Annotated in this window: 21 protein-coding genes and 2 pseudogenes; 10 read left to right on the top strand and 13 right to left on the bottom strand. The window is 70.6% G+C overall.

The window, feature by feature from the left end; translation table 11 throughout:
- Positions 1 to 48: 48 nt before the first annotated feature.
- Entirely contained in the window at positions 49 to 702 is a 654-nt protein-coding gene (locus AB0946_RS39280; RefSeq protein ID WP_366765521.1) for a hypothetical protein, read from the bottom strand.
- A complete protein-coding gene (locus AB0946_RS39275; protein WP_366765520.1) occupies positions 699 to 1,001 on the bottom strand; it encodes a hypothetical protein in 303 nt (100 codons plus the stop codon). Before AB0946_RS39275 ends, AB0946_RS39280 begins: the two co-directional genes overlap by 4 nt.
- Before the next feature lie 158 nt (positions 1,002 to 1,159).
- On the opposite strand from AB0946_RS39275, the gene AB0946_RS39270 reads away from it, so the two are divergent.
- The 3 genes from AB0946_RS39270 (at position 1,160) to AB0946_RS39260 (ending at position 3,540) form a co-directional block, all read left to right on the top strand.
- Positions 1,160 to 1,810 (top strand): hypothetical protein, encoded by a 651-nt coding sequence (locus AB0946_RS39270; RefSeq protein WP_366765519.1) that lies wholly within the window; start codon positions 1,160 to 1,162, stop codon positions 1,808 to 1,810.
- 162 nt (positions 1,811 to 1,972) lie between these two features.
- A complete protein-coding gene (locus tag AB0946_RS39265; RefSeq protein ID WP_366765518.1) occupies positions 1,973 to 2,581 on the top strand; it encodes a TetR family transcriptional regulator in 609 nt (202 codons plus the stop codon).
- 2 nt (positions 2,582 to 2,583) lie between these two features.
- The gene (locus AB0946_RS39260) at positions 2,584 to 3,540 is read left to right on the top strand and encodes a hypothetical protein (RefSeq protein ID WP_366765517.1); all 957 of its coding nucleotides are present in this window, start codon (positions 2,584 to 2,586) and stop codon (positions 3,538 to 3,540) included.
- A gap of 228 nt (positions 3,541 to 3,768) precedes the next feature.
- Here AB0946_RS39260 and AB0946_RS39255 read toward each other — a convergent pair whose 3' ends face one another.
- Entirely contained in the window at positions 3,769 to 4,542 is a 774-nt protein-coding gene (locus AB0946_RS39255) for a DUF2182 domain-containing protein (RefSeq protein ID WP_366765516.1), read from the bottom strand.
- Positions 4,539 to 5,153: a DUF1326 domain-containing protein gene (locus AB0946_RS39250; protein ID WP_366765515.1), complete on the bottom strand. Its 615-nt coding sequence runs from the start codon at positions 5,151 to 5,153 to the stop codon at positions 4,539 to 4,541. Before AB0946_RS39250 ends, AB0946_RS39255 begins: the two co-directional genes overlap by 4 nt.
- Before the next feature lie 778 nt (positions 5,154 to 5,931).
- Here AB0946_RS39250 and AB0946_RS39245 point away from each other — a divergent pair.
- Positions 5,932 to 6,609: a lytic polysaccharide monooxygenase gene (locus AB0946_RS39245; RefSeq protein WP_366765514.1), complete on the top strand. Its 678-nt coding sequence runs from the start codon at positions 5,932 to 5,934 to the stop codon at positions 6,607 to 6,609.
- A 153-nt stretch (positions 6,610 to 6,762) separates the two neighbouring features.
- Complete coding sequence (locus AB0946_RS39240; RefSeq protein ID WP_366765513.1) at positions 6,763 to 7,956, top strand: cellulose-binding domain-containing protein; 1,194 nt, start codon at positions 6,763 to 6,765, stop codon at positions 7,954 to 7,956.
- Between the two features lie 1,236 nt (positions 7,957 to 9,192).
- Here AB0946_RS39240 and AB0946_RS39235 read toward each other — a convergent pair.
- On the bottom strand, positions 9,193 to 9,684 hold the full coding sequence (locus tag AB0946_RS39235) for an amino acid transporter (RefSeq protein WP_366765512.1): 492 nt from the start codon (positions 9,682 to 9,684) through the stop codon (positions 9,193 to 9,195).
- A 565-nt stretch (positions 9,685 to 10,249) separates the two neighbouring features.
- Between AB0946_RS39235 and AB0946_RS39230 the strand changes: the two genes are divergently transcribed.
- Together AB0946_RS39230 and AB0946_RS39225 are read left to right on the top strand one after the other, a co-directional pair.
- On the top strand, positions 10,250 to 11,005 hold the full coding sequence (locus AB0946_RS39230; RefSeq protein WP_366765511.1) for a hypothetical protein: 756 nt from the start codon (positions 10,250 to 10,252) through the stop codon (positions 11,003 to 11,005).
- A 92-nt stretch (positions 11,006 to 11,097) separates the two neighbouring features.
- On the top strand, positions 11,098 to 12,015 hold the full coding sequence (locus AB0946_RS39225) for a hypothetical protein (RefSeq protein WP_366765510.1): 918 nt from the start codon (positions 11,098 to 11,100) through the stop codon (positions 12,013 to 12,015).
- Between the two features lie 272 nt (positions 12,016 to 12,287).
- On the opposite strand, the gene AB0946_RS39220 is transcribed toward AB0946_RS39225, so the two are convergent.
- From AB0946_RS39220 to AB0946_RS39200, 5 genes are all read right to left on the bottom strand, one after another.
- Positions 12,288 to 13,052, bottom strand: a complete 765-nt coding sequence (locus AB0946_RS39220) for a hypothetical protein (protein ID WP_366765509.1) — start codon at positions 13,050 to 13,052, stop codon at positions 12,288 to 12,290.
- A 330-nt stretch (positions 13,053 to 13,382) separates the two neighbouring features.
- On the bottom strand, positions 13,383 to 13,835 hold the full coding sequence (locus tag AB0946_RS39215; RefSeq protein ID WP_366765508.1) for a PRC-barrel domain-containing protein: 453 nt from the start codon (positions 13,833 to 13,835) through the stop codon (positions 13,383 to 13,385).
- Positions 13,836 to 13,871: 36 nt separating this feature from the next.
- Positions 13,872 to 14,438, bottom strand: coding sequence for a PRC-barrel domain-containing protein (locus AB0946_RS39210; protein ID WP_366765507.1), 567 nt, complete (start codon positions 14,436 to 14,438; stop codon positions 13,872 to 13,874).
- Positions 14,435 to 14,575: a hypothetical protein gene (locus AB0946_RS39205; protein WP_366765506.1), complete on the bottom strand. Its 141-nt coding sequence runs from the start codon at positions 14,573 to 14,575 to the stop codon at positions 14,435 to 14,437. Before AB0946_RS39205 ends, AB0946_RS39210 begins: the two co-directional genes overlap by 4 nt.
- A gap of 303 nt (positions 14,576 to 14,878) precedes the next feature.
- Positions 14,879 to 18,619, bottom strand: a complete 3,741-nt coding sequence (locus AB0946_RS39200; protein WP_366765505.1) for a S8 family serine peptidase — start codon at positions 18,617 to 18,619, stop codon at positions 14,879 to 14,881.
- A 244-nt stretch (positions 18,620 to 18,863) separates the two neighbouring features.
- Here AB0946_RS39200 and AB0946_RS39195 point away from each other — a divergent pair, with 244 nt between their 5' ends.
- Positions 18,864 to 19,832 (top strand): helix-turn-helix domain-containing protein, encoded by a 969-nt coding sequence (locus AB0946_RS39195; RefSeq protein ID WP_366765504.1) that lies wholly within the window; start codon positions 18,864 to 18,866, stop codon positions 19,830 to 19,832.
- Positions 19,833 to 20,208: 376 nt separating this feature from the next.
- On the opposite strand, the gene AB0946_RS39190 is transcribed toward AB0946_RS39195, so the two are convergent.
- Together AB0946_RS39190 and AB0946_RS39185 are read right to left on the bottom strand one after the other, a co-directional pair.
- Positions 20,209 to 20,952: an SOS response-associated peptidase gene (locus AB0946_RS39190; RefSeq protein WP_366765503.1), complete on the bottom strand. Its 744-nt coding sequence runs from the start codon at positions 20,950 to 20,952 to the stop codon at positions 20,209 to 20,211.
- Between the two features lie 277 nt (positions 20,953 to 21,229).
- A pseudogene (locus AB0946_RS39185) lies at positions 21,230 to 21,422 on the bottom strand (VOC family protein); the annotation flags it as partial.
- A 677-nt stretch (positions 21,423 to 22,099) separates the two neighbouring features.
- On the opposite strand from AB0946_RS39185, the gene AB0946_RS39180 reads away from it, so the two are divergent.
- A complete protein-coding gene (locus tag AB0946_RS39180) occupies positions 22,100 to 23,086 on the top strand; it encodes a helix-turn-helix domain-containing protein (RefSeq protein ID WP_366765502.1) in 987 nt (328 codons plus the stop codon).
- Between the two features lie 149 nt (positions 23,087 to 23,235).
- On the top strand, positions 23,236 to 23,673 hold the full coding sequence (locus AB0946_RS39175) for a hypothetical protein (protein ID WP_366765501.1): 438 nt from the start codon (positions 23,236 to 23,238) through the stop codon (positions 23,671 to 23,673).
- Between the two features lie 657 nt (positions 23,674 to 24,330).
- On the opposite strand, the pseudogene AB0946_RS39170 reads toward AB0946_RS39175, so the two are convergent.
- Positions 24,331 to 25,237, bottom strand: a pseudogene (locus tag AB0946_RS39170) (IS630 family transposase); the annotation flags it as partial.
- Between the last annotated feature and the right edge of the window lie 23 nt (positions 25,238 to 25,260).

The raw sequence follows: 25,260 nt of genomic DNA, 5'->3' as shown, positions 1-25,260 counted from the left end.
GGACCCCCGGGGGTCCGGCCGCCCTCCTGTTGCGCCCCTCGGCCAGGATCAGGCGGCGACGCCGGAACTCTCGTCGCCCTCGTCGGCCGCGGAGACCTGGACACCGTCGTCGGTCACGAACCGGAAGGTGCCGGTGATGGCGTCGAAGAGGTCGTACACCTCGTTCTTCAGCGGCAGATTCGGGCTGGCGAGGGTGACCACCAGGAAGTCCTCGGTACTGCCGGGCACCGGCATCATCGTGTGCATCGTCAGCAGCTTGACGTCGATGTCCCCGGTCAGGCGCGTCACCTCGGTGCCGGTGACCCGGGCAACGGTGCCCACGTGCGGCACCTTCGCCGGCGTGATGACGCGGTCCCTGGGCGCCACCCCGGTCGCCGAGGAGACCCCGAGCCGCGCGGACAGGACGGGCAGGGTGAGCTCCTCGCCCTCGGGGGTGCTGACGGCGAAGACCATGGCGTACGCCATGAACAGGCCCTCGGTGTACATCGTCGCCGTCCCCGCGGCCAGCAGCGCCCCGTGGCGGCGGGCCGCCCTGGTCACCTCCCGTCCCTGGCGGAACATGTCGTTGATCCGCGCCTTCTCGCGAGGGTCGTCGGTCGAGGCGAGGGCCCGCGCGCGGGTGCGGGCCAGTGCCTCGCCGCCGAGGTCGACCTGCTGCCATGGGTCCGGTATGTCCAGCAGAAAACGCTGCGCGGTGCTCATCGGCCGGTCGCCGCCTTCCCGTCGTCGAGGTTCGACACCGCGTCCTGGTCGGTCTTCTCGAAGGAGTCCAGGATGTTGCCGATGGCGTCCCGGATGCCCTGCACCTGCTTCTGCAACTGGTGCTTGCCGTCCTCCCACTTGTTCTCGAAGTGCTGTGCGGAGCCGTGGGAGAGCTCGGGGCCGAACGCGGCATCGAAGTCGAACGTGTGGTGTCCGATGTCGATGTGATCGTGGACGAAACCCAGCATGTCCTGGGCCTCCTTCAGTTCGCTTCCGGGGATGTTGACGTCCGACGCCACTACGGGCCCCCGTTCGTGTGCGGTGAGGATTCGTTCCTCGTGGTGATTCGTGTCTGCGGGGAACACGAGAGTGCCGACGGGAAACGTTCACCGCCTGCGGGGCCGACCGATCCCGGGCGCGGATGAACCATCGCCGGTGTCCGTCTCGTGTCGCAGACATGACCTCGCTCTTCACCCACCCGCTCCTCCCCGGCGCGTCCGCACGCCGCGCCGTCCTCGCGTCCGTTCTGGCCTTGTGCGGTACGGCGAGCCTGGCGGCCTGCGGCAAAACGATCACCATCGGCGACAGTTCGGCCCCGTCGGCGTCCGTCACGCCGGCGGCGTCCAGCCAGGGAGCGGACAACTCGGCGCTGCAGGTGATCGACTCCACCGCGCAGGACGCCGGTCTCAGCGGGAACGGCGGGACCGTGGTCGGAGCGGCGGTGCAGGAGGATCCGCCGAAATGGGTGCAGTTGTCCGCGGTCACCTCGGCGCCCCTGTCGGCACCGCATCTGATCAACATCAATCAGGCGGCGCTGTACCGCTTCGACGACGACACCGCCGACCCGTCCCAGTCGTCCTGCGTCGGCGCCTGCGCGGTGAAGTGGCCGCCCGTGACCATCGAGGAGAGTGGCAAGGTCTACCTGGCGGGGGTGAACCCCAAGGAGGTCGGGGCCATCCGCCGCCAGGACGGCCAGGTCCAGATCACCGTCGGAGGACTGCCCGTCTACCGCTTCTCGGGCGACCGCGGGCCGGGGGACCTGAACGGCCAGGGCATCGACGGCAAGTGGTTCGCGGTCGGCCCGACGGGCGAGAAGGCGACGCGATAGAGAACCCCCATTGTCACCGGTGCCGGTCCGCTGGCACCCGGACGCAACACGCGTACGCCCGCGTCGCCTTCACCGTGACGTCGGGCTCGGCCCATCATGGGTCAGCGGCTCGAATACCGTACCGAGTTTGTTTCTGAACCAAGTATGGTTATTGTGGCCTGTGTGGCAGGTCTTCGCGAGCGTAAGAAGGAACAGACCAGGCAGCGGATCGCAGCGGTGGCGTTGCGGCTGTTCGCCGAGCGCGGTTTCGATGCAGTGACGGTCAATGAGATCGCCGAGGCCGCCGAGGTGGCCAAGGCAACGCTCTTCGCGTACTTCCCGACCAAGGAATCACTCGCCCTGGAGGGTGTGGGCGGCGACGACCTGGCCGGGATCGTCGCCCGGCGCCCGGCCGACCAGACTTTCCTGGAAGCGCTACGAACGCACTATCGTGCGCTCGCCGCCGGACAGGCACCGGATGCGGGCCTTGACTCGCTGCTCGCCCGCGTGCGTGTGATCCAGGACAGCCCGGCCCTGCTGAACGCGGCGAACGGCTTGCTCTACCAGCAGCGCCAAGCACTGACACAGGTCCTGACCGAGGAGTACAGCCCCACGGCAGCCGCGCTCATGGCCGCCCAGACCGCCGCGACGCTGCTCACTCTCCAGGAGAAGTACTTCCAGCGTCTGCTCGGCGGCACCCCCGCCCAGGACGCCAGCCGTGCTCTGGCCCGGGACGTCGAGCTGGCCTTCGATCTGCTGGAACACGGACTCACTCACGCGGGAGGGCGCTGACGTTGCGCGCACGAGGCATCAACTACGACACCGGAGTCTTTCCTGGCCACCAGCTCACCCGAAAGACCTTCGTTCCCGAGCAAGTCCGACGCGAGATGTCCGCGATCGCCGACGACCTGCACTGCGACGCCGTGCGCATCTCCGGCCGCGACGCGGAGCGGCTGAGCGTCGCAGCCCGGCATGCAGCCGATGCAGGCCTCGAAGTGTGGTTCTCCCCGTTCCCGGCCGACCTTCCCCCGGGGCGGATCCTGCCGTTCCTCGCCGACTGCGCGCAGCGCGCCGAGGCACTGCGACAGGACGGCGCCCAGGTGGTGCTCGTCACCGGCTGCGAGCTCAGCGCCTTCGCCCACGGCTTCCTTCCCGGCGACACCTACCTCGACCGCCTCCACGCCATGGCCACCGCCGACATCCAGTGGTGGACCTCCCTCGGGCCAGTTCCTGAACGCCTCAACGCCTTCCTCGCCCAGGCCGCGACGACGGTCCGCGCCCACTTCGGCGGGACGATCACCTACGCATCCGCCTCCTGGGAACCCGTCGACTGGGGCCCCTTCGACCTGGTGGGCATCGATGCCTACCGAACCGCGCAGAACGCCGACACCTTCCGCACCCGCCTGCGCCAAGCTCTCTCCCATGGCAAGCCTGTCGCTGTCACCGAGTACGGCACGTGCGCCTACCGTGGCGCGGGCGACCTGGGCGGCATGGCCTGGCAGCCGCCGCAAGGAGCGATCCCGGACGAGGACGAACAGGTCCGCTACCTCGACGAACTCCTCGACATCTTCGAGGAGGAAGACGTGGATACTGCGCTGTGGTTCTCCTTCGCCAACTACGACAAGCCCCGCGACCGCGACATCGCCTCCTACGGCGTCGTGCGCATGCTCGACGAGACACGCTGGGAACCGAAGAAGGTCTTCCACGCCATGAGCACCAGACATCAACGGCCGAACGGCCGCCCCGACTGAAGCCTCTCCGCGAATCAGGATCTCCTGACGCCGCATCAGCAACCGGGGCCTGAGCCGGCGTACGGCAGCAGAAACAGGAAGCTGAACCGTCCGGTTCATGCTCCAGCGGCCCGGCCGGCCCGCAGACGCACTGCCGTGCGCCGCCGGGCACTTCCCGGCCCTGCAACCGACCGTGAATGCGCTCACACATCCCGGCGTCCCCGAGGCGCGCGACGCCGATGACCGGGGTCACAGTCGTCGCAGACCCATGTCCGCCATGCCGCCGCCGGTGAGGTTGGGCGCCAGCAGGGGCAGCCAGAAGACGCCGATCGCGAGGGCGAGCGAGGCGAGTCCCACGACGCGGGCGAGGAGACGCCCCCGTGGCAGGCGTTTCTCGGCGGTGATGACGGCGGCCAGGCCCACCGTGGCCCAGAGGTTCATCACTCCGAACGCGGTGAGCAGCAGCATCAACGACCAGCAGCAGCCCAGGCAGAACGCTCCGTGATGGGCCCCGGCACGCAGGTGGCGGGCGGGGCCGCGGTACGACGCGTAGTGCAGCAGCGAACCGACCGGTGAGCGGCACCGGGTGAGGCAGACGTCCTTGAGGGGGGTGAGCTGGTAGGCGCCGCCGAGGGCGAAGACGGCGGCGGCCACCGCCGTCCCCGCGGTGGGATAGGCGGTCGCCACCCGTGCCGCCCCGGCGGCCAGGGCGTACGCGGGCAGTCCGGCGGCCGCCCAGACCAGCAGGTAGCCGGCGGTGAACGCGATCAGGCGCGGCGTCCGGCGCGCGGGTGCGGTCCGCGCGTACAGCGAGGCGACCGGTGCGGTGGCCGGCAGCATCATCGCGGCCATCATGATCGTCCACGCGCCCAGGAAGGCGGGGAGCTCGCCGGCCGCGGTCCCCGCTCCCATGTCGCCCCGGCGCAGCGCCGTCCACGTCCAGGCCGCGGCCGCGGCCACCGTGAGGAGGGCCGCTCCAGTGCGGGCCGTGGGGTGGCGGGCCGCCGTCGCGGGCCGCGTCACGCCGACCACGAGAAGGGCGCCGAGTGGGCGTTGTGGCCGGTGAAGTCCCAGGAGCGGCCGTGCACGCCGTGGCCGACGGCCCGTGTCGACCTGGCGACGGTCAGCGTGCTGTTCGCCGGGTGGAACATGCCGGACAGTTTCATCACGGGACCGTCGCCGCCGAACTGCGGGGCGACCTGGTCCTCGATCTCGATGTGGATGGCGTCCGCCACCCGCACGGTGTGCCGACGGCCGTCGTCGTGGAAGTCGATGGGTGTGCGTTCGACGCCGAGCACCTCGGCAACGAGGGGTGCGAGCGCCGCCATCGGTCCCCCCGCCTGCCCGGAGAAGACCTTGCCCAGTGCCTCCGCCTGGCCGTCGTCGGCCGAGGCGTCGACGTACAGCGCCACCTGCCAGCCGCCGTCGGCCATCACGCGCGGCGCGTCGGCGAAGACGACCACGTTGCGGTCGGACACGTCCACGCCGTCGACCTCACCCTGTGCGACGTGGAACGCGAACGTCACCTGACAGCGCTCGTTGTCGGCAGGAGCGGTCAGGCCCGAGGTGGTGCAGGGGCAGACGGTGTCGCAGTTGCAGCTTTCGAAGTAGGTACCGGTCACGTTCCACGCCATCTCCGTACTCCCGCCTGGTCCACCCGCCGGCGGTACGAAGTGACGCCCACCCGACGGGGCGCGAGGCCCGGCGCGGGCGTCGGCCTGGTGGCGCTCGCGCTCGGGAGAGGAATTCGGGGCCGCGGACACCGCCACGCGTCCGCCGGCCGCAGGATCGGCGTCGGGACGACCTCTCGGCCGAGAGGGCAGCCCGACTGCTGTCCAGGCTAGTCCGCGCCCCCGCGCCCCGCTCGGCACGCGTCGCGGCGCCGGGCCCGGCGAGGAGACCCCCGGTGCCTTCACGCCATCCCGCGCGCTGTCCGCCACGGAGCATGACCCAGGGCCGCCGCCCCTGCCGGCGGACCGTACGGGAGGCGCCGGGGACCAGGGGTGCCTCGCACGAAAGGCATGTCGACCTGGCACTCTCCGGCCAGGACGAGCGGGTACCGCCGGGGTGTTCCGCGCCTCGTCCCCCGCGAACGGGAGAACGACGCGGCTTCCTGCGCCCACCGGTCGGTCCCAGCCGAAAGGGGGCCTCGGCCACACGGGTGCCTCCGGGCTCGCCCGTGCCCTCGGTGACCGTGCGCCGCACGTCATGCCCCTCATCGGGGCCGGGGCGGCCATTCTGCCGACCGGTGCCGTGCAGGGGCGGTTTCCCGCGCTGTTCCGCGTCCAGCGGCTTTGGCGGAAACGAACTGTTGCCGCTCCGACGCGCGCCCAGCAGCCTGGAAGGCGCGGGAGCGCTCCCACGCCCCGCGACCCCCCATGAAACCGACACCCCCACAGGAAGAACCCCGTCATGCATTGTCATGCTCATGCACAACGTACGACCGGCCGCCGCCTGACGCTCGTCCTGAGCACCCTCGTCGCGGCCCTGGTCAGCCTGATCACCTGGGGCGGCGGCACCGCCTCCGCGCACGGTTCGGTGATCGACCCCGCCTCCCGAAACTATGGCTGCTGGCAGCGTTGGGGCAGCGACTTCCAGAACCCGGCCATGGCGCAGCAGGACCCCATGTGCTGGCAGGCGTGGCAGGCCAACCCCAACGCCATGTGGAACTGGAACGGCCTGTACCGCAACGGTTCCGCCGGCAACTTCCAGGCCGTCATCCCCGACGGACAGCTGTGCAGCGGCGGCCACACCGAGAGCGGTCGCTACAACTCCCTGGACACCGTCGGTTCCTGGAAGACCACGGACATCGGCGCCAACTTCACCGTGCGCCTGTACGACCAGGCCAGCCACGGCGCGGACTACTTCCTCGTCTACGTCACCCGGCAGGGCTTCGACCCCACCACCCAGCCGCTGACCTGGAAGGACCTGCAACTGGTCGCCCGTACGGGGAAGTACGCGCCCAGCCAGGACTACTCGATCCCCGTGAGCACGTCCGGCTACAGCGGCCGCCACGTCGTCTACACGATCTGGCAGGCGTCGCACATGGACCAGACGTACTTCCTGTGCAGTGACGTGAACTTCCGCTGACCTCGGCGTCACCGGTTCGCCCCACCCGATCGGACCCGGCCCGGCCAGACCGGGCCGGGTCCGCCGCCGGCCACGCCCGCCCAGCCTGTTGGGAGCGCTCCCTACGCCATCGATCGGGTGCCCGTCCCTCCTCCCCTCCCCTCGGAGACGTACATGCCCTCTCAGCCCGCGCGATGCCCTCGACGGGTGCGCACTCCCTGGACGGTGGCCGCGGCGATCCTCGCGCTGGCGGTGTCCCTCCTCGTCGCGGCGCCCGCCAGCGGCAGCAGCACCGGCAGCGCCGCCGGTTGCCGGGTCGACTACTCCGTCAACAAGTGGTCCGGCGGCTACACCGCGCAGATACGCGTCACCAACCTCGGTGCCGCACTGAGCGCCTGGCGACTCACCTGGACCTACGGCGGTGACCAGCACGTCACCTCCGCCTGGAACGCCACCGTCACCCAGACCGGCCGCTCCGTGACCGCCGTCGGCACCGACTGGAACGCCGCCCTGCCCAGCGGCGCCGGCACCGAGTTCGGCCTGCAGGGGACCTGGCAGTCCGCCGACCCCGCGCCCACCGACTTCGGTCTCAACGGCGTGCCCTGCGGCGACGACGGCACCGTACCGCCGACCACACCGCCCACCACGCCGGGCACCCCTCCCCCCACCCAGCCACCCGCCGACTGCGGCAACGCCGTGCTGTGCAGCGGCTTCGAGGACCAGACCGGCCCCTCCCCGTCCGGCGACTGGCGCTTCACCGCGCCCGACTGCCAGGGCACCGGCACGGCCGCCGTCGACACGGCTGTCGCCCACGGCGGCACCAGGTCACTGCGGGTGGACGGGCGCGCCGGTTACTGCAACCACGCCTTCGTCGCCGCCAGCACCGACCTGTCGTCGGTCGGCCCGGTGCTGTACGTCCGCCTGTGGGTCCGGCACACCACCGCGCTGCCCTCCTCCCACGTCACCTTCGTGTCGATGCCGGACACCTCCCAGGGCGGCCGGGCGCTCCGGGTCGGCGGACAGAACGGCGCGCTCCAGTGGAACAGGGAGAGCGACGACGCCACGCTTCCCGCGCAGAGCCCGGCCGGGGTGGCGCTGAGCAGGCCGCTGCCGACGGGCAGCTGGCAGTGCCTGCGGTTCGCCGTGGACACCTCCGCGCCCAAGCTGGACACCTGGCTGGGCGGCGAACAGGTGCCCGGACTGCACGCCGACGGCGTACCGACGCAGGACGTCGACCAGCAGTGGCTCTCCCGCACCACCCCGCCCCGGCCGACCGCCCTGCGGCTGGGCTGGGAGAGCTACGGAACCGGCGACGACACCCTGTGGTTCGACGACGTGGCCGTCGGCTCGTCCCCGATCGGCTGCTGAGTCAGGCGCCGGGCGTCGGATCCCTCTCGCGCGGGACGACCAGGACCGCGCCGCCGCTCACGACCAGGCCGATGGCCATGCCGGCGATCGGGGGGGAGCCGCCGGTCGCGGCCAGGCCGGTGGTGTCCGTGCCGCCGGCGGCGGCTTCTGCCTCACTCCTGGCCCTGGGCTCTCGCCGGGCCGTCCCGACTGCCTCCGCCGCCCGTACCGCCGCGCGCCTGCCCCGGGCCGCGGCGGCCCGCCGCCGTCACCCCGGGCCCCGCCCGCACTGTCGGCCACCGGCCACAGGCCGTTGCGACCGGCCGCCACGTCGCCCGCGCCGCCCCGCGCGTCGGGGCCGACTGCCTGCCTGTCTGCCGTGCCTCCGGGCGGGCCGCCCTGTACGCCAGTCTCCCGCCGTCCGTCGGCCTCCGTCGAGCTGCGCGACGGCCGGCCGCTTGCCGTCGGCGGGCCGTGCCGCCGCCCGGCACTCCGCCCGGCCGCCGGCAGCCCTCCCGCTCGCCTCCCGCCGTCCGTCGGCCTGCGCCCCGCCAGCCGCCCGCCTTCGGGCATGGGCCGCGGGCCACTGCCGTCCGGCCGCTTCCCCACCGCACGCCGGCCGCCTTCACCGTCCACCGGCCGTGCTCCACTGGTCGCCCACCGGCAACGTCGCACTCGTGTCGTGCCCGCAGTCCTCCCCCTGCCGTGACGCCGTCCGCCTGTAGTGCCCCGTCCGTCCCGCCGCGCCCGGGGAGCGCCGTGCTTGCGCCGCGCGCTGCCTCAGGTTTCCCGTCGGCGGTCCGCCGTTCCGGCTGCGCGCCGACCCGGCGAGCCCGCGCTCCGTCCTGCCGGGATTGGCCTGCGTCCGCCGTCCCGCTTCCCGGCTGTGCGCCGGCTCCGCCCGCACCGTCGGCCATCCATGCGCCCGGCTGTCGGCGCTGCGTCGGTCTCCCGCTCGTGCGCCGACCGCACCCGCCGTTCCCACGCTCGGCGCCGGGCCACCCCCGCTCGTGCGACGCGCGCTCGTGCGACGCCCGTCGGCCGTTCATGCGTCCGTGCCGCGCCGCCGTCCGGCGGAGCTCCTGCCGCCATGCTGCCGCGCACCGTCCGTCCGCTGTCCGAGGATGGCGCCTCCGCCCTGCTCCAGGTGATCAACCAGCGGCATCGCTGAAGCGCACATGTTCCGGCGGACGTGTGCGAGGTGCTGCCGCAGCCGGACGGGTTGAAGACGACGGGAGGGTGCCCTTGGAGATCCGGTCAGAAGTGGGTGGCGATGCCGAATGCCTTCCGGAGTTGGGCCATGTCGTGACGGTCGCGATCAGCCGGTTCGTAGCCTTGGTGGAAGTAGACCTGCTGTTCCGGGGACAGGCACGGGACGGCGGTCGTCAGGATCGTGCCGGTGACGAAGCACGAGGCGGGATAGAAGAACGGGTGTTCAGGCTCTGTGGACGCCTGCAGGGCGGATCCGTCCTCGGCGAAGATCAGAGGATGCAGATCGATCTCCCGGTGATGGGAATCGGTGAGGACGAAACGCACGGGGCGCCAGTCGAGGGTCTCGGTGAATCCGGCATCCGCGAGAGCCGCCACGACAGCCGGTTCCTGGCTCTTGCGGTGCATCAGGTCCAGGTCGCGGTGCTGGCGGGTTTGCTGACCGACCAGGGCATCGATGCCCCAGCCACCACCGATCCAGATGTCGACGTCCGCATTCCGCAGCACGGCGAGGATGGACAGTACGTCGTCGGCCGTCATCACCCGCGCAGGCTAGCGTTGACCATCGGGGTGGGCGAGTGGATTCGCCGTCCTGCGGGAGGCCGGTTCCGCTTCCCGGTCGACGAGGTCCGGTCGATCAGCGCCATGCGCTGGGAGCGAGTGAAGCGGAAGAACTGCCGCAGTAACACCGGCCGGCGCTTTTCCATGGGACCCGCAGGCGGAAGGCGTCGGAGGCGGCAACGACTGGCCTGAGAGGCCCGGGGACGGCACCGATGCGCCGCTCGCGCCACCCGGCGGCGAGCCGTTCGGCCTGATCGGTGGGCAGGGCCAAGCCGCGAAGGCCACGCACAGCAACTGGCCAAGGTGAATGACCACACCTCCTCCGGGATCGCTGCGGCTCTCCAGAAGCGAGCTTGTCGGTCGCATCACCAGGCTCCCGACGGCTGCAAAAGCCGTACCCCCGTGGCCCGGCCGGGCGATAGGGTCCAGATGTGCATTGATCCTCCGGGCGGCAGCCACGTGCAGCCGCGGACGGTGCGGGGCGCCCCGTAACGGGGTCGCCCCAGCAGGCATACCCGTCATCGCCACACCGGAGATCCCCACCATGAATGCTCAGCAGCCGCTCACCTACGACGCGTTCGTCGAACTCGCCGTCGCCGACTCAGCCGTCCTCGGTCTCGTCCTCAAAGGTTCCCAGGCCCACGACGGCATGATCACCCCGCACTCCGACCACGACCTGTACGTGGTCGTCGCCGATGACGCCACGACCGACCTGTCCCGGTTCACGGGGCACCGCAGCACCGAGCTCGACCTCGTCCTCGTCACTCTCTCCGAGTTCCGTGGAACCGCGATGCCGGGTTGGGAACGCTATGCCCTCGCCCGTGCCCGGGTTGTGCTCGACCGGCTCGACGGAGGCATCGCCCGCGTCCTTGCCGACCGGGCCCGGCTGGATGCCGATGAGGCGTTCCGGGACGCCGGCGGATGGCTCGACGCCTACGCCAACTCCCTCTACCGCTCGGTCAAGAATCACCGGGACGGCCTGGCTCTGGCCGCCCGCCTCGACGCGGCCGACAGCATGCGGTTCCTGCTCGAACTGCTCTTTGCTCTCCACCGTCGCCCTCGCCCGTACAACAAGTACCTGAAGTGGGAGCTCGCCCGGTACCCGCTGCCGGGCTGGGACACCGACGTGCTGCTGCATGCTGTGGACCGCATCTCGGCGACAGGCGACGTATCCCTGCAACGGCAGCTGTTCACCCTTGTCGAGCACGCAGCCCGAGAAGCCGGACACGGCGAGGTGCTGGACGCATGGGGCGACGACCTCGACCACATGCGACCGCAAGAGGCAGGCGACACTGCCTGAGCCCTGCCCCGTAATACGGGATCGCAGCCGCCCAGGAGGGCTCCCGTTTCGCCGGGCTGAGCCCGGCCCACGCACCCAGGGAAAGGAAAGCCGTGCTGGAACACACCGACGATCGAGCAGTGAACGACTGGTGCATCGAACACCTGGGCTCCCCGGTTGCCGAGCGCACGTTCACGGCAGGGAACCTCTCCGTGGTTTACGGCCTGCGGCTGATGAACGGCCGCGAGGTGGTCCTGAAGATCCGCGACGACGACGCGCGGCTGGGAGCCTGTACCCGGGTGCAACACCGGATGTGGCAGGCGGGCTACCCGTGCCCGGAGCCATTGGCCGGTCCGTTGCCGCTGGGCACGAAGGTCGCCAGCGCCGAGGCTTTCCTGCCAGGGGGCGAAGAGCCCGCGCCCGCCGATGCTCCCTGGCAGTTCGCCGGTCTCCTGGCCGACTTAGTGACCCGCGCGGAGAAGCTGGATCCGCAGCCCCTGCTACGACCGGCTCCCGCATGGGTCCACTGGTACCACGAGGAGGACGGCGTCTGGCCGGTCCCGGATGACCGCAACGTCGACCTCAATGCCGAACGGTGTTCTGCCACGGCGTGGCTCGACGAACTCGGCGCGGCCGTACGCGAGCGGCTGGAAGAGATCCGCGACGCTGCCTGCGTGCTCGGACACGGAGACTGGGACGGCCGCAACGTGAAGTTCCGCGACGGCCGGCCGCTCGTGGTCCACGACTGGGACAGCGTGATCTACGAGCCCGAGGTGGTGATCATCGGTCAGGCCGCCGCGATGTTCGAGGCCGGGCCCACTGGCGCGGGCGCCTCGGTCGAACGGACGGCGGCCTTCCTGGAGGAGTACGAAATCGCGCGCAGACGAGTGCTGAGCGGCAACGAGGTGCAGTTGTGCTGGGCAGCGGGCCTGTGGGTACGCACCTTCAACGCCAAGAAGTTCCATCTCGACAACTTCGACGCGCTGGGCCGCGACGAAGCCGAGGCGAGGATGAGGCACGCCGGGATCTGATGACGGTGAAGCTTCGAAACTCCCCACACCACGGGGGACCCGGTTCATCTGAAGTGCAGTGGATGCGGCCCTTACCTCGCGCCTGCCTTCCACACCGGCAGCTCACCCACGTGACGGACCCAGCCGAACTGGTCGTCACCGAACCGAATGCCAACCGGCACGGACACGACAAAGGCCCCGACCAGCGGCCGGGGCCCCGTCCCAGCGTCACGCGCGAGTGTGGGATCGGCCCGCCCACAGCGACTGCGGGCGTGAGAGACGGCCCAGGGAAATCACTTCACCACGACGTTGTCCCCGGCCGAAGTCGACGGCCCGGTGGTGGTGTTGCCGTAGTACGCCCAGCGCCACGTGCCCGTCTTGGACGCCTTCACGGTCGTCTTGAGATCACCCGAGCCGTTCGCGTACACCTTCTTCACCGTGGTGTAGGAGGTGGCCCCGGTGGGCTTGAACTGCAGGCTCACCAGGCGGCCTCCGTAGGAGGCGTACTTCCTGGTCTCCCAGTTGGCCCGCGTGACCTTTCCGGTCACGGTGATGGTCCTGCCCTTGCTCACCGGCTCGGGTGAGGCGTTCACGGTCAGGCGGGAGTTGCGCTTGACGTAGACCGTGAGGCCCTCGTCATCGGTGTCACCGCCGCCGCCCTGGAAGTACACCTCGGCCGCGACCTTCCAGGCTCCGGCCTCGCTGTTGTGCATGTCCCACACGCTCGGGTCGAAGTACATCGTCTCTTTGATGTCACAGACGCCCGAACTCACCTTGATGCAGTCGCTTGTCTCGATCGCGTGCCACAGCCGTTCACCCGTGTTGCCGCGGTACAGGAACACCGCCGGCCACTTCCACTTGTGGGTGGTCTCCATCCGGAAGGAGGTGGGTACCGCGACCTCATTCGACACGCCGATCACGATCGGCTTGCCGCCGTTCACCTGGACACGGGTGAACGAAACCCCGCCTTCGGCCGCGCCGGCCGGAACCGCGGCCATGCCGGTGAACACAGCGGCCGCGCCACCGGCCACGACAGCTCTCCAGAGCTTCTTCCCCACTTGATCCCCGATCTCTGTACCGAAAGGCGCCGGAGACTCATCCTCCGGCACGCCCTAGACAGCCGTGATCCACACGGGGTTGTACACGCGTGGATCACGATCGGGCATCACACGACCTTCGCCTCGCGCGAGGCGATGCGCCGGGCGGTGATGTCCGCGAGGTACGGGCCCTGACCGCACCTCGGTGTCCTGCACCGCTCCTGTAGTCAGGGTCCTGAACAGCGGGTCAAGCGGCGCCGAGCAGGCCGCGCTGATGGCACAGACCTGGTCCGGGCGCGGAGTTCACGTGCGTCACCAGCGCACCAGTGCGAACAGGGGAACGGCGGGAGATCACGGTGAGCCGACGGCGCCGGTGAGCGCAGGTTCGGCGCGTACCACCACGGCGTAGGAGCCGAGGCCCATCAGGCGCGCACCGGCGATCTCCCCGAGGGCGGTGTAGAGCGTGAGGATGCGACCGGAGACGGGGTCGAAGGCGATGTCCCTGACCACTCCGTGCTCGACGCCGTGCTCGGTCAGGACCCGGCTCCCGAGTGCCCGGTGATGGGCGGGCACACGGTCCTGCCCCCGCTCGGCCAGGACACGTGAGTGGACGATCACCGCGTCCGTGCCCACTGCCTCCAGGGCACTCCACGGCAGCGCTTCGGCGCGGTCGGCCGCCCCGGACAACCGCACCGCGGCCACCGTGGCGTCCTGCGCGTCGACGGTCAGGTCCGCCACCTTGCCCACGGTGGTCGCGTCGTCGGCCGTGATCACGGGTAGGCCGACGGCCTGGGAGAAGAGCATCGCGGGTCCTCCTTCGTCGGGCGGAGCGGCGCCTGGTCAGCGGTGCCGCATATGAGTGAGGAAGGCTTCGACCTGGGCGGCGAAGCTGGGCAGGTCGTCCGTGACGAAATGCTGTGCCTGCGCGGGAACGACGAGGGCCTGACCGGAGACGGCCAGGGACTGCCCACGCGGCACGAACACCCTGCGGTGCTGCCGGTCGAGATTGTCGTTGGCGGCGACCTCGAAGCCGACCACCCGGCCGCTCGTCCCCGTCTCGACGACCAGGTCGGCCACGGTCCCGATGTCGGTGCCCTCCTCGGTGAGGACCGGAGCCCCCAGGACTCGGCCCCGATCGGCTTCGCCGCGTCCGACGACCGCGTCCCGGTCTTCGAAGAGAGACTGGCTGACGATCATCACCGCGGCTGGTCCGACCGCGTGCACACGGGAGAAGGGAAGACTCTGCTTCAACGGCCCGGCCAGCAGGCCTCGCCCGCTCAGGGTGAAACCGGTGATCCGGCCCGCCGGCCCGTCGAAGACGATGTCCTTGATCTGTGCCACCGCCTCCCCGCCGAGTGTCACCACCACTCGTCCGGACAGTTCGGACGCGAGTACCAGGGTGTTCACCGTCCGCCTCCCCGGCCGGCGCGCCCGCGGTTGACCGCGATCACCGTTCCGGACCGGCGTCGTGCCTGAACGAGGACCACCGCCCCGGCGAGCAATGCCACCACCGCGACGAAGACGACCAGCCAGAACCACAACATCGTCTTCCACCTCCCTGCCGTCGGCCATCCGTCGTGAACCGAGATGCACTCAGCGACCTCTCCGTGGTCTCCTGTTGCCCTCTGTACTGGCAGACACGCCTGCGTTTCGGAGTGGATACGGGCCATCCACGTCCCTTGCAGCGGCAGATGGCTGCGGCGAGGCAGGGAAGGCGAGGTAGTTGCGGGGTTGGCGCTCGTGCGGTGACAGCGCCGTCCGGGGCCGCCCGACGGCGGACGGTCCGTCCGTGGTCGTGCCACCACGGACGGACCGGTCTTTACCCGCGTGCGAGCCGCGGGGTGGAGTCAGCGCAGGCCGAACGCCCGGATCACGGTCTGGTGCACCGCGTTGCCCGCCGAGTCCTCGGCGCTCGCCCTGAGCGACACGTAGGACGCGTTCTTCGGCGCGTCCAGGCGGTACCGTCCGTCATGGTCACCGGTGGCCCTGTGCCATGTCGTGCCACCGTCGTAGGACAGCTCCAGGGTGACCGCGCCGACCCGGCCGGCGCCGGCGGCACCCGGCAGCTGTGCGGCGGTGGCGGACAGGGTGTCGTGCCTCCCGGCCCGCCCGGCCGGGTCGGTGGCGACCGTGTAGTCGATCTGCACCAGCGGCAGGACCGTGTCGGAGCCGTCCGACGCCGCCTTCGAGGTGAAGTCCCACTCGGTGCGGGTGCCGGAGGAGTACGGGGTGAACGGAACGTCGCGCTTGCCCGTGACGACCAGCCGGTACGGCAGCTTCCCGGCGCCCGGTGCCTCCCCCGAGACGTTCGTGAAGGTTCCGGTGCCGAGCTCCTTGGTGCCCTGGTAGAGGGTCTGGCGCTGCTCCGCTCCGCCGTCGATCTGGTTCATGCCGACGTGGTCGCGGCTGCCCCAGGCCGGGATGTCGATGTACAGGTGGTCGCCCTTGCGCGTGGGAAGGCTGTAGACGTCGTTCAGGTAGGGCCGTTCGATCGGCTTGAACCATTCCTCGGACTGCCTGCTGCCCGCCCGGTATGCGGTCTTGGCCCCGGCTTCGAAGACCATGCCGTCCGCGTAAGCGCTCTGGCTCCAGCTGTTGAAGCCCCCGGTGGAGACCCAGTCGGTGCGCTTGCCGCGCACCGGCTCCGGCATCAGCTCGCCGATGGCCCAGTCGTTGTAGGCAGGCCAGTCGAAGCGGAACTCGCCGCCGGTCTTCCCCGGAGCCGGGCTGTCGAAGGTTTCGTCGACCCGGGCGAGGTTCCTGGAACTGCCCGCCACCACCATGCGGTCGGGGATCTCGTTGTGCCAGGTCCGGCTGAGGTCGTAGACGTACGGGCTCACGGGCGCGGAGTCGACCGTGACGAAGGCGTCGCGGGCCCGGGCCTGGCGGACGAGCTTCTCGCCCTCGTCGGTGCTGAGCAGGCCCACGTCGAGCGGGACGGGCGTCGAGCCGAACGGCGCGTTGTAGCGGCGGAAGCCGCGGCCGTCCACGTTGTTCACGACCAGCATGAGTTCGGCGCCAGCGGCTGTCGCGGCGGCCGCCTGGTCGATGTCGGTGACGTCGTCGTTGCGGCGTACCACCACGGCCTTGCCGTGCGCGTCGAGGTGCGCGTAGTCGCTGCTCGCGCCCTGGCCGGCGAAGACCAGGGGGAGCTTGGCACTGCCCTGGGGCAGGGGGGTGACGCCGTCCTGGCGCAGCACATCGGTGAAGTCGGTGGTGCGGGTGGAGACGGCCAGCGCGGGCTTCTCCTTGCGCCAGCGGGCCGCCAGGTAGAAGTCGCCGTGAGTGACCTCGTGGGTGGTCGGCTGGGCCCACAGGCTGTCGTAGTTGGTCTGGGTCTCCATGTAGTCCCGCCAGACCTGACCGCCCATCATGCGGGTGTAGTCCAGTCGCTGGTAGGTCGTCTCGGTCCGCTGAGGGGCCGTCATGTCGACGCGGTCGATCCCGGACGCGTCAAGGGTGACGGTGGTGTCGCGGTCCAGGTCGACGTCGGGGTCGCCCAGCAGGGCCATGCCCCACGAGTGGGGGCCGTGGACGCCCTGCACCGTCTTGAAGGAGAGCACCGAGTACACGTCCTTGGGCAGGTACATCTGCCCTGTGCCGGAGGCGTCGATCTCGACGAACGCGGGGGAGTCGTCACCGGACCTGAGCAGTTCGACCACGCCGGACATGGGCCGGCCATGGGCGTCCTTGAACGTCATGGTCAGTTTGTGTTCGACGTCCCCGAGGGAGACGGCGGTGTGTGCCGCGACCTTCCCGGCCGCGGTCCTCGCGACGACCTGGCCGGTGTACCGGCCGTCGGCGGGGGCGGCCGAGCCGTCGATGGTCACGGTGACACCGGCGCTGCCGTGCGCGGGCACGACCACCTGGGGGGCGGAGAGGCGGAACACGCCGGCCGGGGCGTGTGCGGCCTCGACGGTCAGCGCGAGGGTGACCGGCGTGTCGGTGGTGTTGGTGTAGGTCACCGGGCGCCGCACGCCGCCGCCGGAATTCTGCGGGACCTGCGCGGCGTACGCGGTCGCCGTGGCGAAGACACCGGCGTGCGCGGCCGCGGCGAGGTCGAGGCGGCCACTGCCCGCCTGGAAGGCGTCGTACTGCGGGGTCTGCCGGGAGCTGCTGGTCAGCAGGTCCTTCAGCTGGCTTCCGGTGAGGTCCGGATGAGCGGCGGCCATCAGCGCGGCGGCGCCCGTCACGTGGGGTGTGGCCATGGAGGTGCCGCTCATGGTCTGGTAGGCGCCCGCGTCGTTGCCGTCGAACCGGGAGTTGGCCGCCAGGATGCCGACGCCGGGCGCGGTCATCTCCGGCTTCAGGGCGCCGTCCACGCGGGGGCCCTGGCTGGAGAAGTCGGCCACGGAGTCGCCGGAGTCGACGGCGCCCACGGTCAGCGCGGTGCTCGCCGCGCCCGGTGCGCCGATGGAGCCTGGTGCGCCCGCGTTGCCGGCGGCGACGACGAACAGCGCGCCCGTCTCGGCGCTGAGCTTGTCGACGGCCTGGCTGAGGGGGTCGGTTCCGTCGGACGCCTGCGACTCGCCGAGACTCATGTTGATGACCTTGGCGTGCTGGTCGACCGCGGCCCATTCCATGCCGGCCAGGATCCAGGAGGTCTGTCCGGAGCCGGTGTCGTCCAGCACCTTGGCGATGTCGAGCCGGGCGCCGGGGGCGACACCCTTCTCCCTGCCGTCGGAGGCCGCGCCGGTGCCGGCGATGATGGACGCGACATGCGTGCCGTGGCCGAAGCGGTCGTCGGTGCTCTCGCCCGGTACGAAACTCCGCCGGCTCGCGACGCGGTCCACGAGGTCGGGGTGTCCCGCGTCGATGCCGGTGTCGAGGACCGCCACGTCCACGCCTTGTCCGGTGTTGCCCTCCGCCCAGACCTGCGGCGCGCCGATCTGCTTGGTGCTGTCGGCGAGGTCGGCGTGGACGAGGCCGTCCAGCCAGATGTGCGCGATCCCGTCGGCGAAGGCGGGTGCGGCGGCCTGCTTGCGGGCTCGGTCGGTCGTCGCCGTCCCGGCCACGGACTTCCAGAAGTCCGCGGCGCGCGAGCGGTCCGCGGTGAGGGCGGCGCCGCGTATGCCGTCGAGGGTGCGGACCCGGGTCGCTCCGGCGGGCAGGGCCGCGGCCTTGGGGCGTGTGCCGGCGGATTGCGTGTAGGAGACGATGAGCGGCAGCTGGTCGCGGTGCGCGTCGTCGTACCCGTCGGCGATCATGTCCGTGATGTTGAACAGCTGCCGGTCCAGGGTGCCCTCGGCGACGAAGGGCAGTACGGACTCGGGGAACACGTAGAGGTCGTCGCCCGATGTCAGGACGCGGGTCTGTACGGGGCGTCCGCCGTCACCGCGGACGCTGACGGTGCCTCCGGCCTTGCCGTCGGTGCCGGGGCTCCGCCGGGTGGTGACCACGTCACCGGTGATCAGTGTGACGGAGTGGTCGCCCGCGGGCACCCGGTCGGACGCGGACGCGGTGGACGCGGCGTCGGAACGGGCGGCTGAGGACGCCGAGGCAGTCGCGTCGTAGGGGCCCGCCAGCGCGAGTACCAGAGCGCCGGCCGCAACCGGCACGCTCCAGCGTCTGCGGTGGTGTGCTTTCACAAGGTCTCTCCCGGCTCTGCGGTCGGGCAGAGCACGGTCGTCCTCTGCCGTCCACGGTGCGCCACCTGACGGGTCGTCGGCGTCGAGGGCCTCGGATCCCTTCCACGGGCGGCGTGAACGTTCAGAGTGAAAGCTTGTGAAGGAGAGATGTCTAGATCAGACTCGTGTCGTAGATCGCCAGTTGGCGATTCGCGTCACGCGCATCCCGACGGCCCGTCGGGCGGTGATCACGGGAGGGCGGCCGGTGCTGAGCACGCTGGGGATCAGCGAGTTCGACGAAAAGGTCTACCGGGTCTGTCTGACCATGTCGGGCCGGACGGCCACCGAGATCGCCGAGAGCCTGGGCACCACGCCGAGCCGGATCCGGCGCACGATCTCCCGGTTGGTGGAGCTGGGCATGCTGCGGAAGGAAGGGCACGGCCAGTACCGTCCGGTCAGCCCGCACACCGCGTTGAGCGCGCTGCTCGCCAGACGCCGGGCCGAGAGCGAGGCGGCGTTCACCGCGGTGTGGGGCGCCGTCGAGGACCTGGCGGACGAGTACCGTGCCCGCCGGCTCCGGGAGGATCCGACCGGACTGGTGGAGGTGATCACGGGCGAGGCGGAGATCACGGTGCGCGTCGCCGAACTGATGCAGTCGGTTCGCACTCACTTCTGGGTGCTCGATCGTCCTCCCTATCTCGGCCATTACAGCACCGAGTTGGAGGAGGCCCTGACGATGGACCTGCTGGGCCGCGGCGTCGACATCCGGTCCGTCTACACCCCGGAGGCGCTGGCGCAGCCCGGCCGTTTCGAGCTGATCACCCACCTCGCCCGGATCGGCGAGCAGGCCCGCATCCTGCCGGCCCTGCCGTTCAGACTGCGCATCATGGACCGACGCGTCGCGCTGGTCGCGCTGGTCCCGGGCCGTTACGACATGATCGCCGTGGTCCACAGGTCGGGACTGCTCGACGCGCTCCTGGAGTTGTTCGACTCCTACTGGCAGCGTGCGCAGTCCGTCGTCGCCACCGACCCGGCGACGGCCGACGGGCCGAGCGCTCAGGACCTCCTGCTGCTGAAGATGATGCAGGCGGGGTACAAGGACCAGGCGATCGCGCGGCAGCTGGGAACGAGCGCGCGCACCGTGACCCGCCGGATCGCGGCGATCGCCTCCGGGCTCGGCCTCGACACCCGCTTTCAGGTGGGGGCCGAGGCCGCGAAGCGAGGCTGGATCTGAAGGGTGTTGCAGAAGGCCGTGAACTTGGCTCTTGCGGTGGGGTGTTGAAGGCCAAGCGGGTGTGGGTGGGGAAGTGCACGGGGCAGCGGGTGGATCAGCCGCGGACATCGCTGCCCGAGCCGCCTCGCGCGCGGACGCGGTGTCCAGGCCACGCTCTCGGCTCCCAGGAGGGGCGCCCGGGCACGGCAGACTGGAACCGGTGAGCCGACCGCTCCGACTCCGGGCTCCGGCACCGCCGACGTCCGTGGACTCGTCCTTGCGCGCGTCCCCCTGGAGCGGAAGACCAGGCGGCTCTGCAACGTTCCGGCCGGCCAACTGACGGCTGGCTGTGTGCAGGAACGACAGGTGAGGCGCCTCGCCTTCACCGCCGGCGCGGCTAAAGGCTGACCGGGTCGAGGAGTTGGGGACCGTCGTTGCGGACGTTGTTGACGGCCGTGGAGACCGGACGCGCCTCCAGGTGCCCGTCGGCGGGCCGGCCGAGCAGCGCCCGCAGCTCGTCCGCGTCCTGGTGCGCGGGGTCGAGCCAGGCCTCGTAGTGGTCCTCGGTGAGGGCGAGGGGCATGCGCGGATGCACGCGGCCGGCCGCGTCGGTGGCCTCGGTGGTGATGATGGTGCAGGTCGTCAGCCAGGCGGCCGGGTCGTCGTCCCGGGCGACGGCCGGATCGCGCCAGTACTCGTACAGCCCGGCCAGCGCCATCACCTGGCCGTCCTCCGGGTGGATGAAGTACGGCTGCTTGCGCGCCTTGCCGGTGGCCGGGTCCTTACCCGGCACCCATTCGTAGAAGCCGTCCGCCGGGAGCAGGCAGCGGCGCCTCAGGAACGCGCGGCGGAACGCCGGCTTCTCGTGCACGGTCTCCACCCGGGCGTTGATCATCCGCGCGCCGATCTTCGGCTCCTTCGCCCAGGACGGCACCAGGCCCCAGCGCAGCGGCCGCAGCTCCCTCACCGGCGCCGCACCACCGCCCTCGTCGCGCGGAGCACGTTCCAGTACTGCCCACACCTCGTCGGTCGGCGCGACGTTCCAGCTCGGCGTGAGCGCCTCCGTCGTAGGCCATTGGGCGGCATGGAACAGCTGCGCCAGGTCCTGTGGGCTCCGGGTGGCAACGTATCGACCGCACATGCGCCCACTCTCTCACCGCCGCGCCCCTCAACGAGACGCCGGGCGGTCGAGTCGCGTCGGGTCCGCCAGCCGAACGGGCACGCGGGAGCCCGCTGGTGTCATCGATTCCAGGGACCAGGACGCCCCCTGTGCGCTCCTGGTTGACCGGGCACCCGGGCAGCGTCCTTGCGGCCCGGCGGACACCGTCGCTCCTGCGTCGGGTGACCGCGAGGTTGGGGGCGGCGCCTTCTTGCCGCGCGCCCTGGTAGGGGGCCGCCCCGCCGGGTGCGCGCCCGGCGTTGCCCTCGGGGTCGGCCATGACCACCCAGCTCCGGGCAGGGCCTCGACCCACGTCCACTTTGGCGGCGCCAAGGGATCGGGCTGACGTCCAGGTGGAGCCGGTTCTTCGCGGTCTTGCCCTCGGACACCTGGACGAAGAGCAGGGTGGGCGGCATCTGGCGGGCCCGGACCTCCTCGACGGTCGGCTCCCAGCCGGATGCCACCGCGCTCCAAGGACCTCGCGGCCCTGCGTGCCTGCGCCGCCCGGCACGCCGCCGCCCACGCCAAGGCAGCCACCGTCCGCCCCTACGCCCGGTGCCACTGCGGCTCGCAGCACTGCGCCTTCGGATGTCCGGGTGCGGGCCGGCGCCCGCAGGGTTTGGCGGACTGGTGGCACCGCGTCGTGCCCGCACCGGCCTCCCGGCCGCGCGCCGGTCCCGCCTGCCGCCGGCCGGGCCCCCGTGGGCCCCGGCCCCGCCCCGCCGTCCGCGCCCGCCGCCGTGCTTCCCGTGCCTGCCGTCCTGTGGCCGCCGACGGCGGCGCGGCACGGGAACGGCTGCGGCTCGGACGGCCGGACAGACGGGAACCGAACGACGCGCGCGGGCCCAGCCCGGTGGTACGGGGCGCCACAGACCGGCACAGCGCGGCGGCCCATGCACCCTCTGGGGACGTGTTCGCCGTGGATCGAGGTCCCCGGCGATTTCGTGGCCGGTGCGAGGTCGGCGCAGGAGGCCGGGTGAGCGTCAGTGGGGAAGCTGCTGCCGTCGCCGACGGGCCGGCAGGACCGCCTGACGTCCGGGAGCAAGGCACAATGCCCGCGATGTGTCGCCTGAACTTCCGTTCCGTAGACGAGAGTTGCCGGTGGACAAGGTCGAAAAGAGGGGGAGAGGTGCTCGGGACCGAGTTTTGCAGCAAGGATGTGCCTGCACAGGACAGGTTCGAGTACTGGAAGGAGGTGGTGGGCCGAACGCGTGCTTGTGACATGGGCAGTGTCCACGCGGATGACTTCCAGGCGGAGGGGCGACTGATGGAGCTGGGACCAGCGACTGTGGTCACGGCTACGTTCCTGCCCACCCGCTTCCAACGCGACCCCGTGATGGTGCGCCGCTTCGATCAGGAGGTCTATCACCTGAGCCTGCTCGTCGAGGGAAAGATGGCCCTGGAGCACGCCGGGCGGGCCGACAGCTTCGGCCCGGGGGACTTACATCTGGCCGACAGTTCGCGGTCGTTCGACCTGCGGTCGACGGACGGTCCGCTTCGTCGCACCCTCACTGTGCTGGGCGTGGACCTCCCCAAGGCACTGCTGCCCTTTCCATCGCACAGGGTCCATGAGTTGCTGGGGCGGGGCATGTCCGGAATCGACGGCACGGGGGCCCTGCTGGCGGATTTCCTCATCGGCATCGAGCGCCATGCGCCGACTTTGCAGCCCTCAGACGCACCGCGCTTGAGCACGGCCCTGGTGGACTTGATGTCAGCCTGGCTTGCCCAGCTGCTGAACACACCGGCCGTCCTGGAACCGGAAACGCATCGTCGCGTCACAGTACAGTCCGTCAAGGCATTCATCAGGCAGCACCTGCACGACCCGGCACTGACGCCGTCCGTGATCGCTGCCGCACACCACGTCTCCCTCAGCTATCTCCACCGGATCTTCCAGCAACAAGCCCAGGGCGAGACAGTCGCCGCCTGGATCCGTGCCCGACGGCTGGAGGGCGCGCGCGGTGACCTGGCCGACCCCTCCCTGCGCGGCACCCCCATTTACGCCATTGGGGCACGCTGGGGCTTCCTGCGTGCTGACGACTTCGCCCGCGCCTTCCGTGCCGCTCATGGAGTCTCACCCCGCGACTTCCGGCACCAGTGCATGGCCGAGTCCGCGTAGACCCAGAGCCAAACAAGCGTGCACGGATCGCCGGTGACCGCAAGACGGTGGCCACGGCATTCTCAACCACGCGCAGGCCGAAGAACCCGGTCGCGCAGTCGGTTACTCCGTCGCCTCGAAGCAAGAGACCAGAAAGAAGGCCACCCCCTATGCGTTTGACGGCTCCGCGTCCCAAGGCCCTGCTTGTGGCCGCCATGACGGCCGCCACCCTCGCGGCCACCAGCGCGTCGGCCAGCGCCGCCCAGAACTGGCAGACCGTGACCTCCACCCCCAACATGACGTGCAGCGCGTACAAGCACCACAAGGTGTCCAACAACGTCGACTTCAAGGTCTGCATCGTCGTCAACAGCAACCTCGACGCCCAGGCTGTGCTGGTCGTACAGAACAACGCCAGCGTGGCGGTCTCGATCGGGGGCGAGGTCGCCACCAACTTCGGAAGCAACGTGGACTGTGCCTCCTCCACGCTCAACCCCGGCTTCACCCGCGGGTGCTACTCCCCCACTGTCCACGTGGGATCAGGCCAGACCCTGATCGCGGACGCGCGGCTTCGCCTCAACGGCGTCGACGAGTGGTGGAGCGCCTCCTGAGCGACCGTTCTGGCAGGATCTGGCCGCGGTGGACACCAGCGCGGCCAGATCCGCATGCCTCGTCGGTCCATCACCCCGGACACTCCCCTCACACGGTCCTGCCACTACCTAGTGCACTGACCGCATAGGTTCGCCGGGTTAGCGGTGGGAGGGGCGGCAGACATCCGTGCCGACCCTTGGACATCTCGGTGATCGATTGCTGTGCGCGGTACGCAGACTGACCAATGCGGCTACGCTCCACGGCGTGGGGCATAACGGGTGGAGAGCACTGATTGGTGCGGCGGGGGCGAGTGCCTTGTGCTGGGGAGTGGCTGGGACGGTGCATCTGGGGTTGGTGCATCACAGCAATGGGCGGCGCCGTGACGGATGGAGCCTTCCCGAAGGTGGGGGGCTCTATGAGTTCGCGTTCATGGCAGGAGCCATCGTGACGTTGTACTCCGTTCCCGGGCTGCTTCGTTGCAAGGAGTGGTGGCTGGCGCTGAGCCTGAGCCTCGGGCCTTTGGTGGGCGCGGTTTCGGTACTCGTTCTGGGACAGGAACCGCGGTATTGGGTCACTGCGGCGGTCATGGTTGCTCTCGGGGTTGCGGCACCTTTGGTGAGCCTGTGGTGGGGGCGTCGACGATCTGGTGCTGTGACCGCATAGGTTCGCCAGGTTGGTCAGGCCGCGGCTATGAGGGGGCGTCCGCCCCAGCGGATTCCCTTCTCGCTTCGGATGCGGGCGCGTTCTTTGCGTTCGGCGGCCAGAACGTCGCGGTGGCGGGCGTTGGTGTTGCGCCAGCGGAGGTAGGCGTGCAGTGTCCGGGTCTGCACAGTGTGGTTGGGGTGATCGGAGTTGGCGATGGTGAACTGCCTCAGCGGTCCGAAGTGCGCCTCGATCGGGTTCGCCCACGAGGCGTAGGTCGGCGTGAAGCACAACTCGACCTTGTTCTTCTCCGCCCAGCGGCGGATGTCGCTGCCCTTGTGGGCGGACAGGTTGTCGAGGATCACGTAGACCGGGGCGCCGTCGGGCCGTGCGGCGCGGACCGACTTCAGCGCGGCCAATGTGTTCGCGGCGCCCTTCCTGCGGCGGTTGACGCCCCACAGAGTGTCGTCACCGATCGAGTAACAGCCATGAAAGTAGCGGACCCCCTGGGTGCGGTGGTGGGTGGCAGGCAGCCTGTCAGGATGGCCCAGCCCAGCCGCAGCCTGCCGTGGGGCTGATCCCGAGCGGACCGAACTCGACGAACGCGAAGACCCGGTCCGGGAAACGGTCCAGTACTTCCTCAATCCGGTCCAGTTTGGCGTCGCGTTCTGGGTCCGGGGACTCCTTCCACGTCTTGGTGCGCTGGAACGTGATGCCGCGGCGAGCGAGCAGGCAGCGTAATGCCTCGCGGCCTATGCGGATGAAGCGGCCGTGCACTTCCCGCAGGTAGGCGACGAGTTTGCGCAGTGACCAGCGGGTGAAGGGCCGGCCGAGTTCGGCAGGCCGGGTGGTGGCCGTCTGGATGACGAAGTCCTCGTCGTCAGAGCTGAGCAGGCGGGGACGGCCTCCCGCCCATCGAGGGTCCAGGCAGGCCAGGCCGACGTGGCCGCGTGCCTGCCTCGTCC

This window comes from Streptomyces sp. NPDC046870 (assembly GCF_040704595.1).
GTDB classification, from domain to species: Bacteria; Actinomycetota; Actinomycetes; order Streptomycetales; family Streptomycetaceae; genus Streptomyces; species Streptomyces argyrophylli.
The sequence above is the reverse complement of the archived record's forward strand: the minus strand, read 5'-3'. Positions and strand labels throughout refer to the sequence as shown.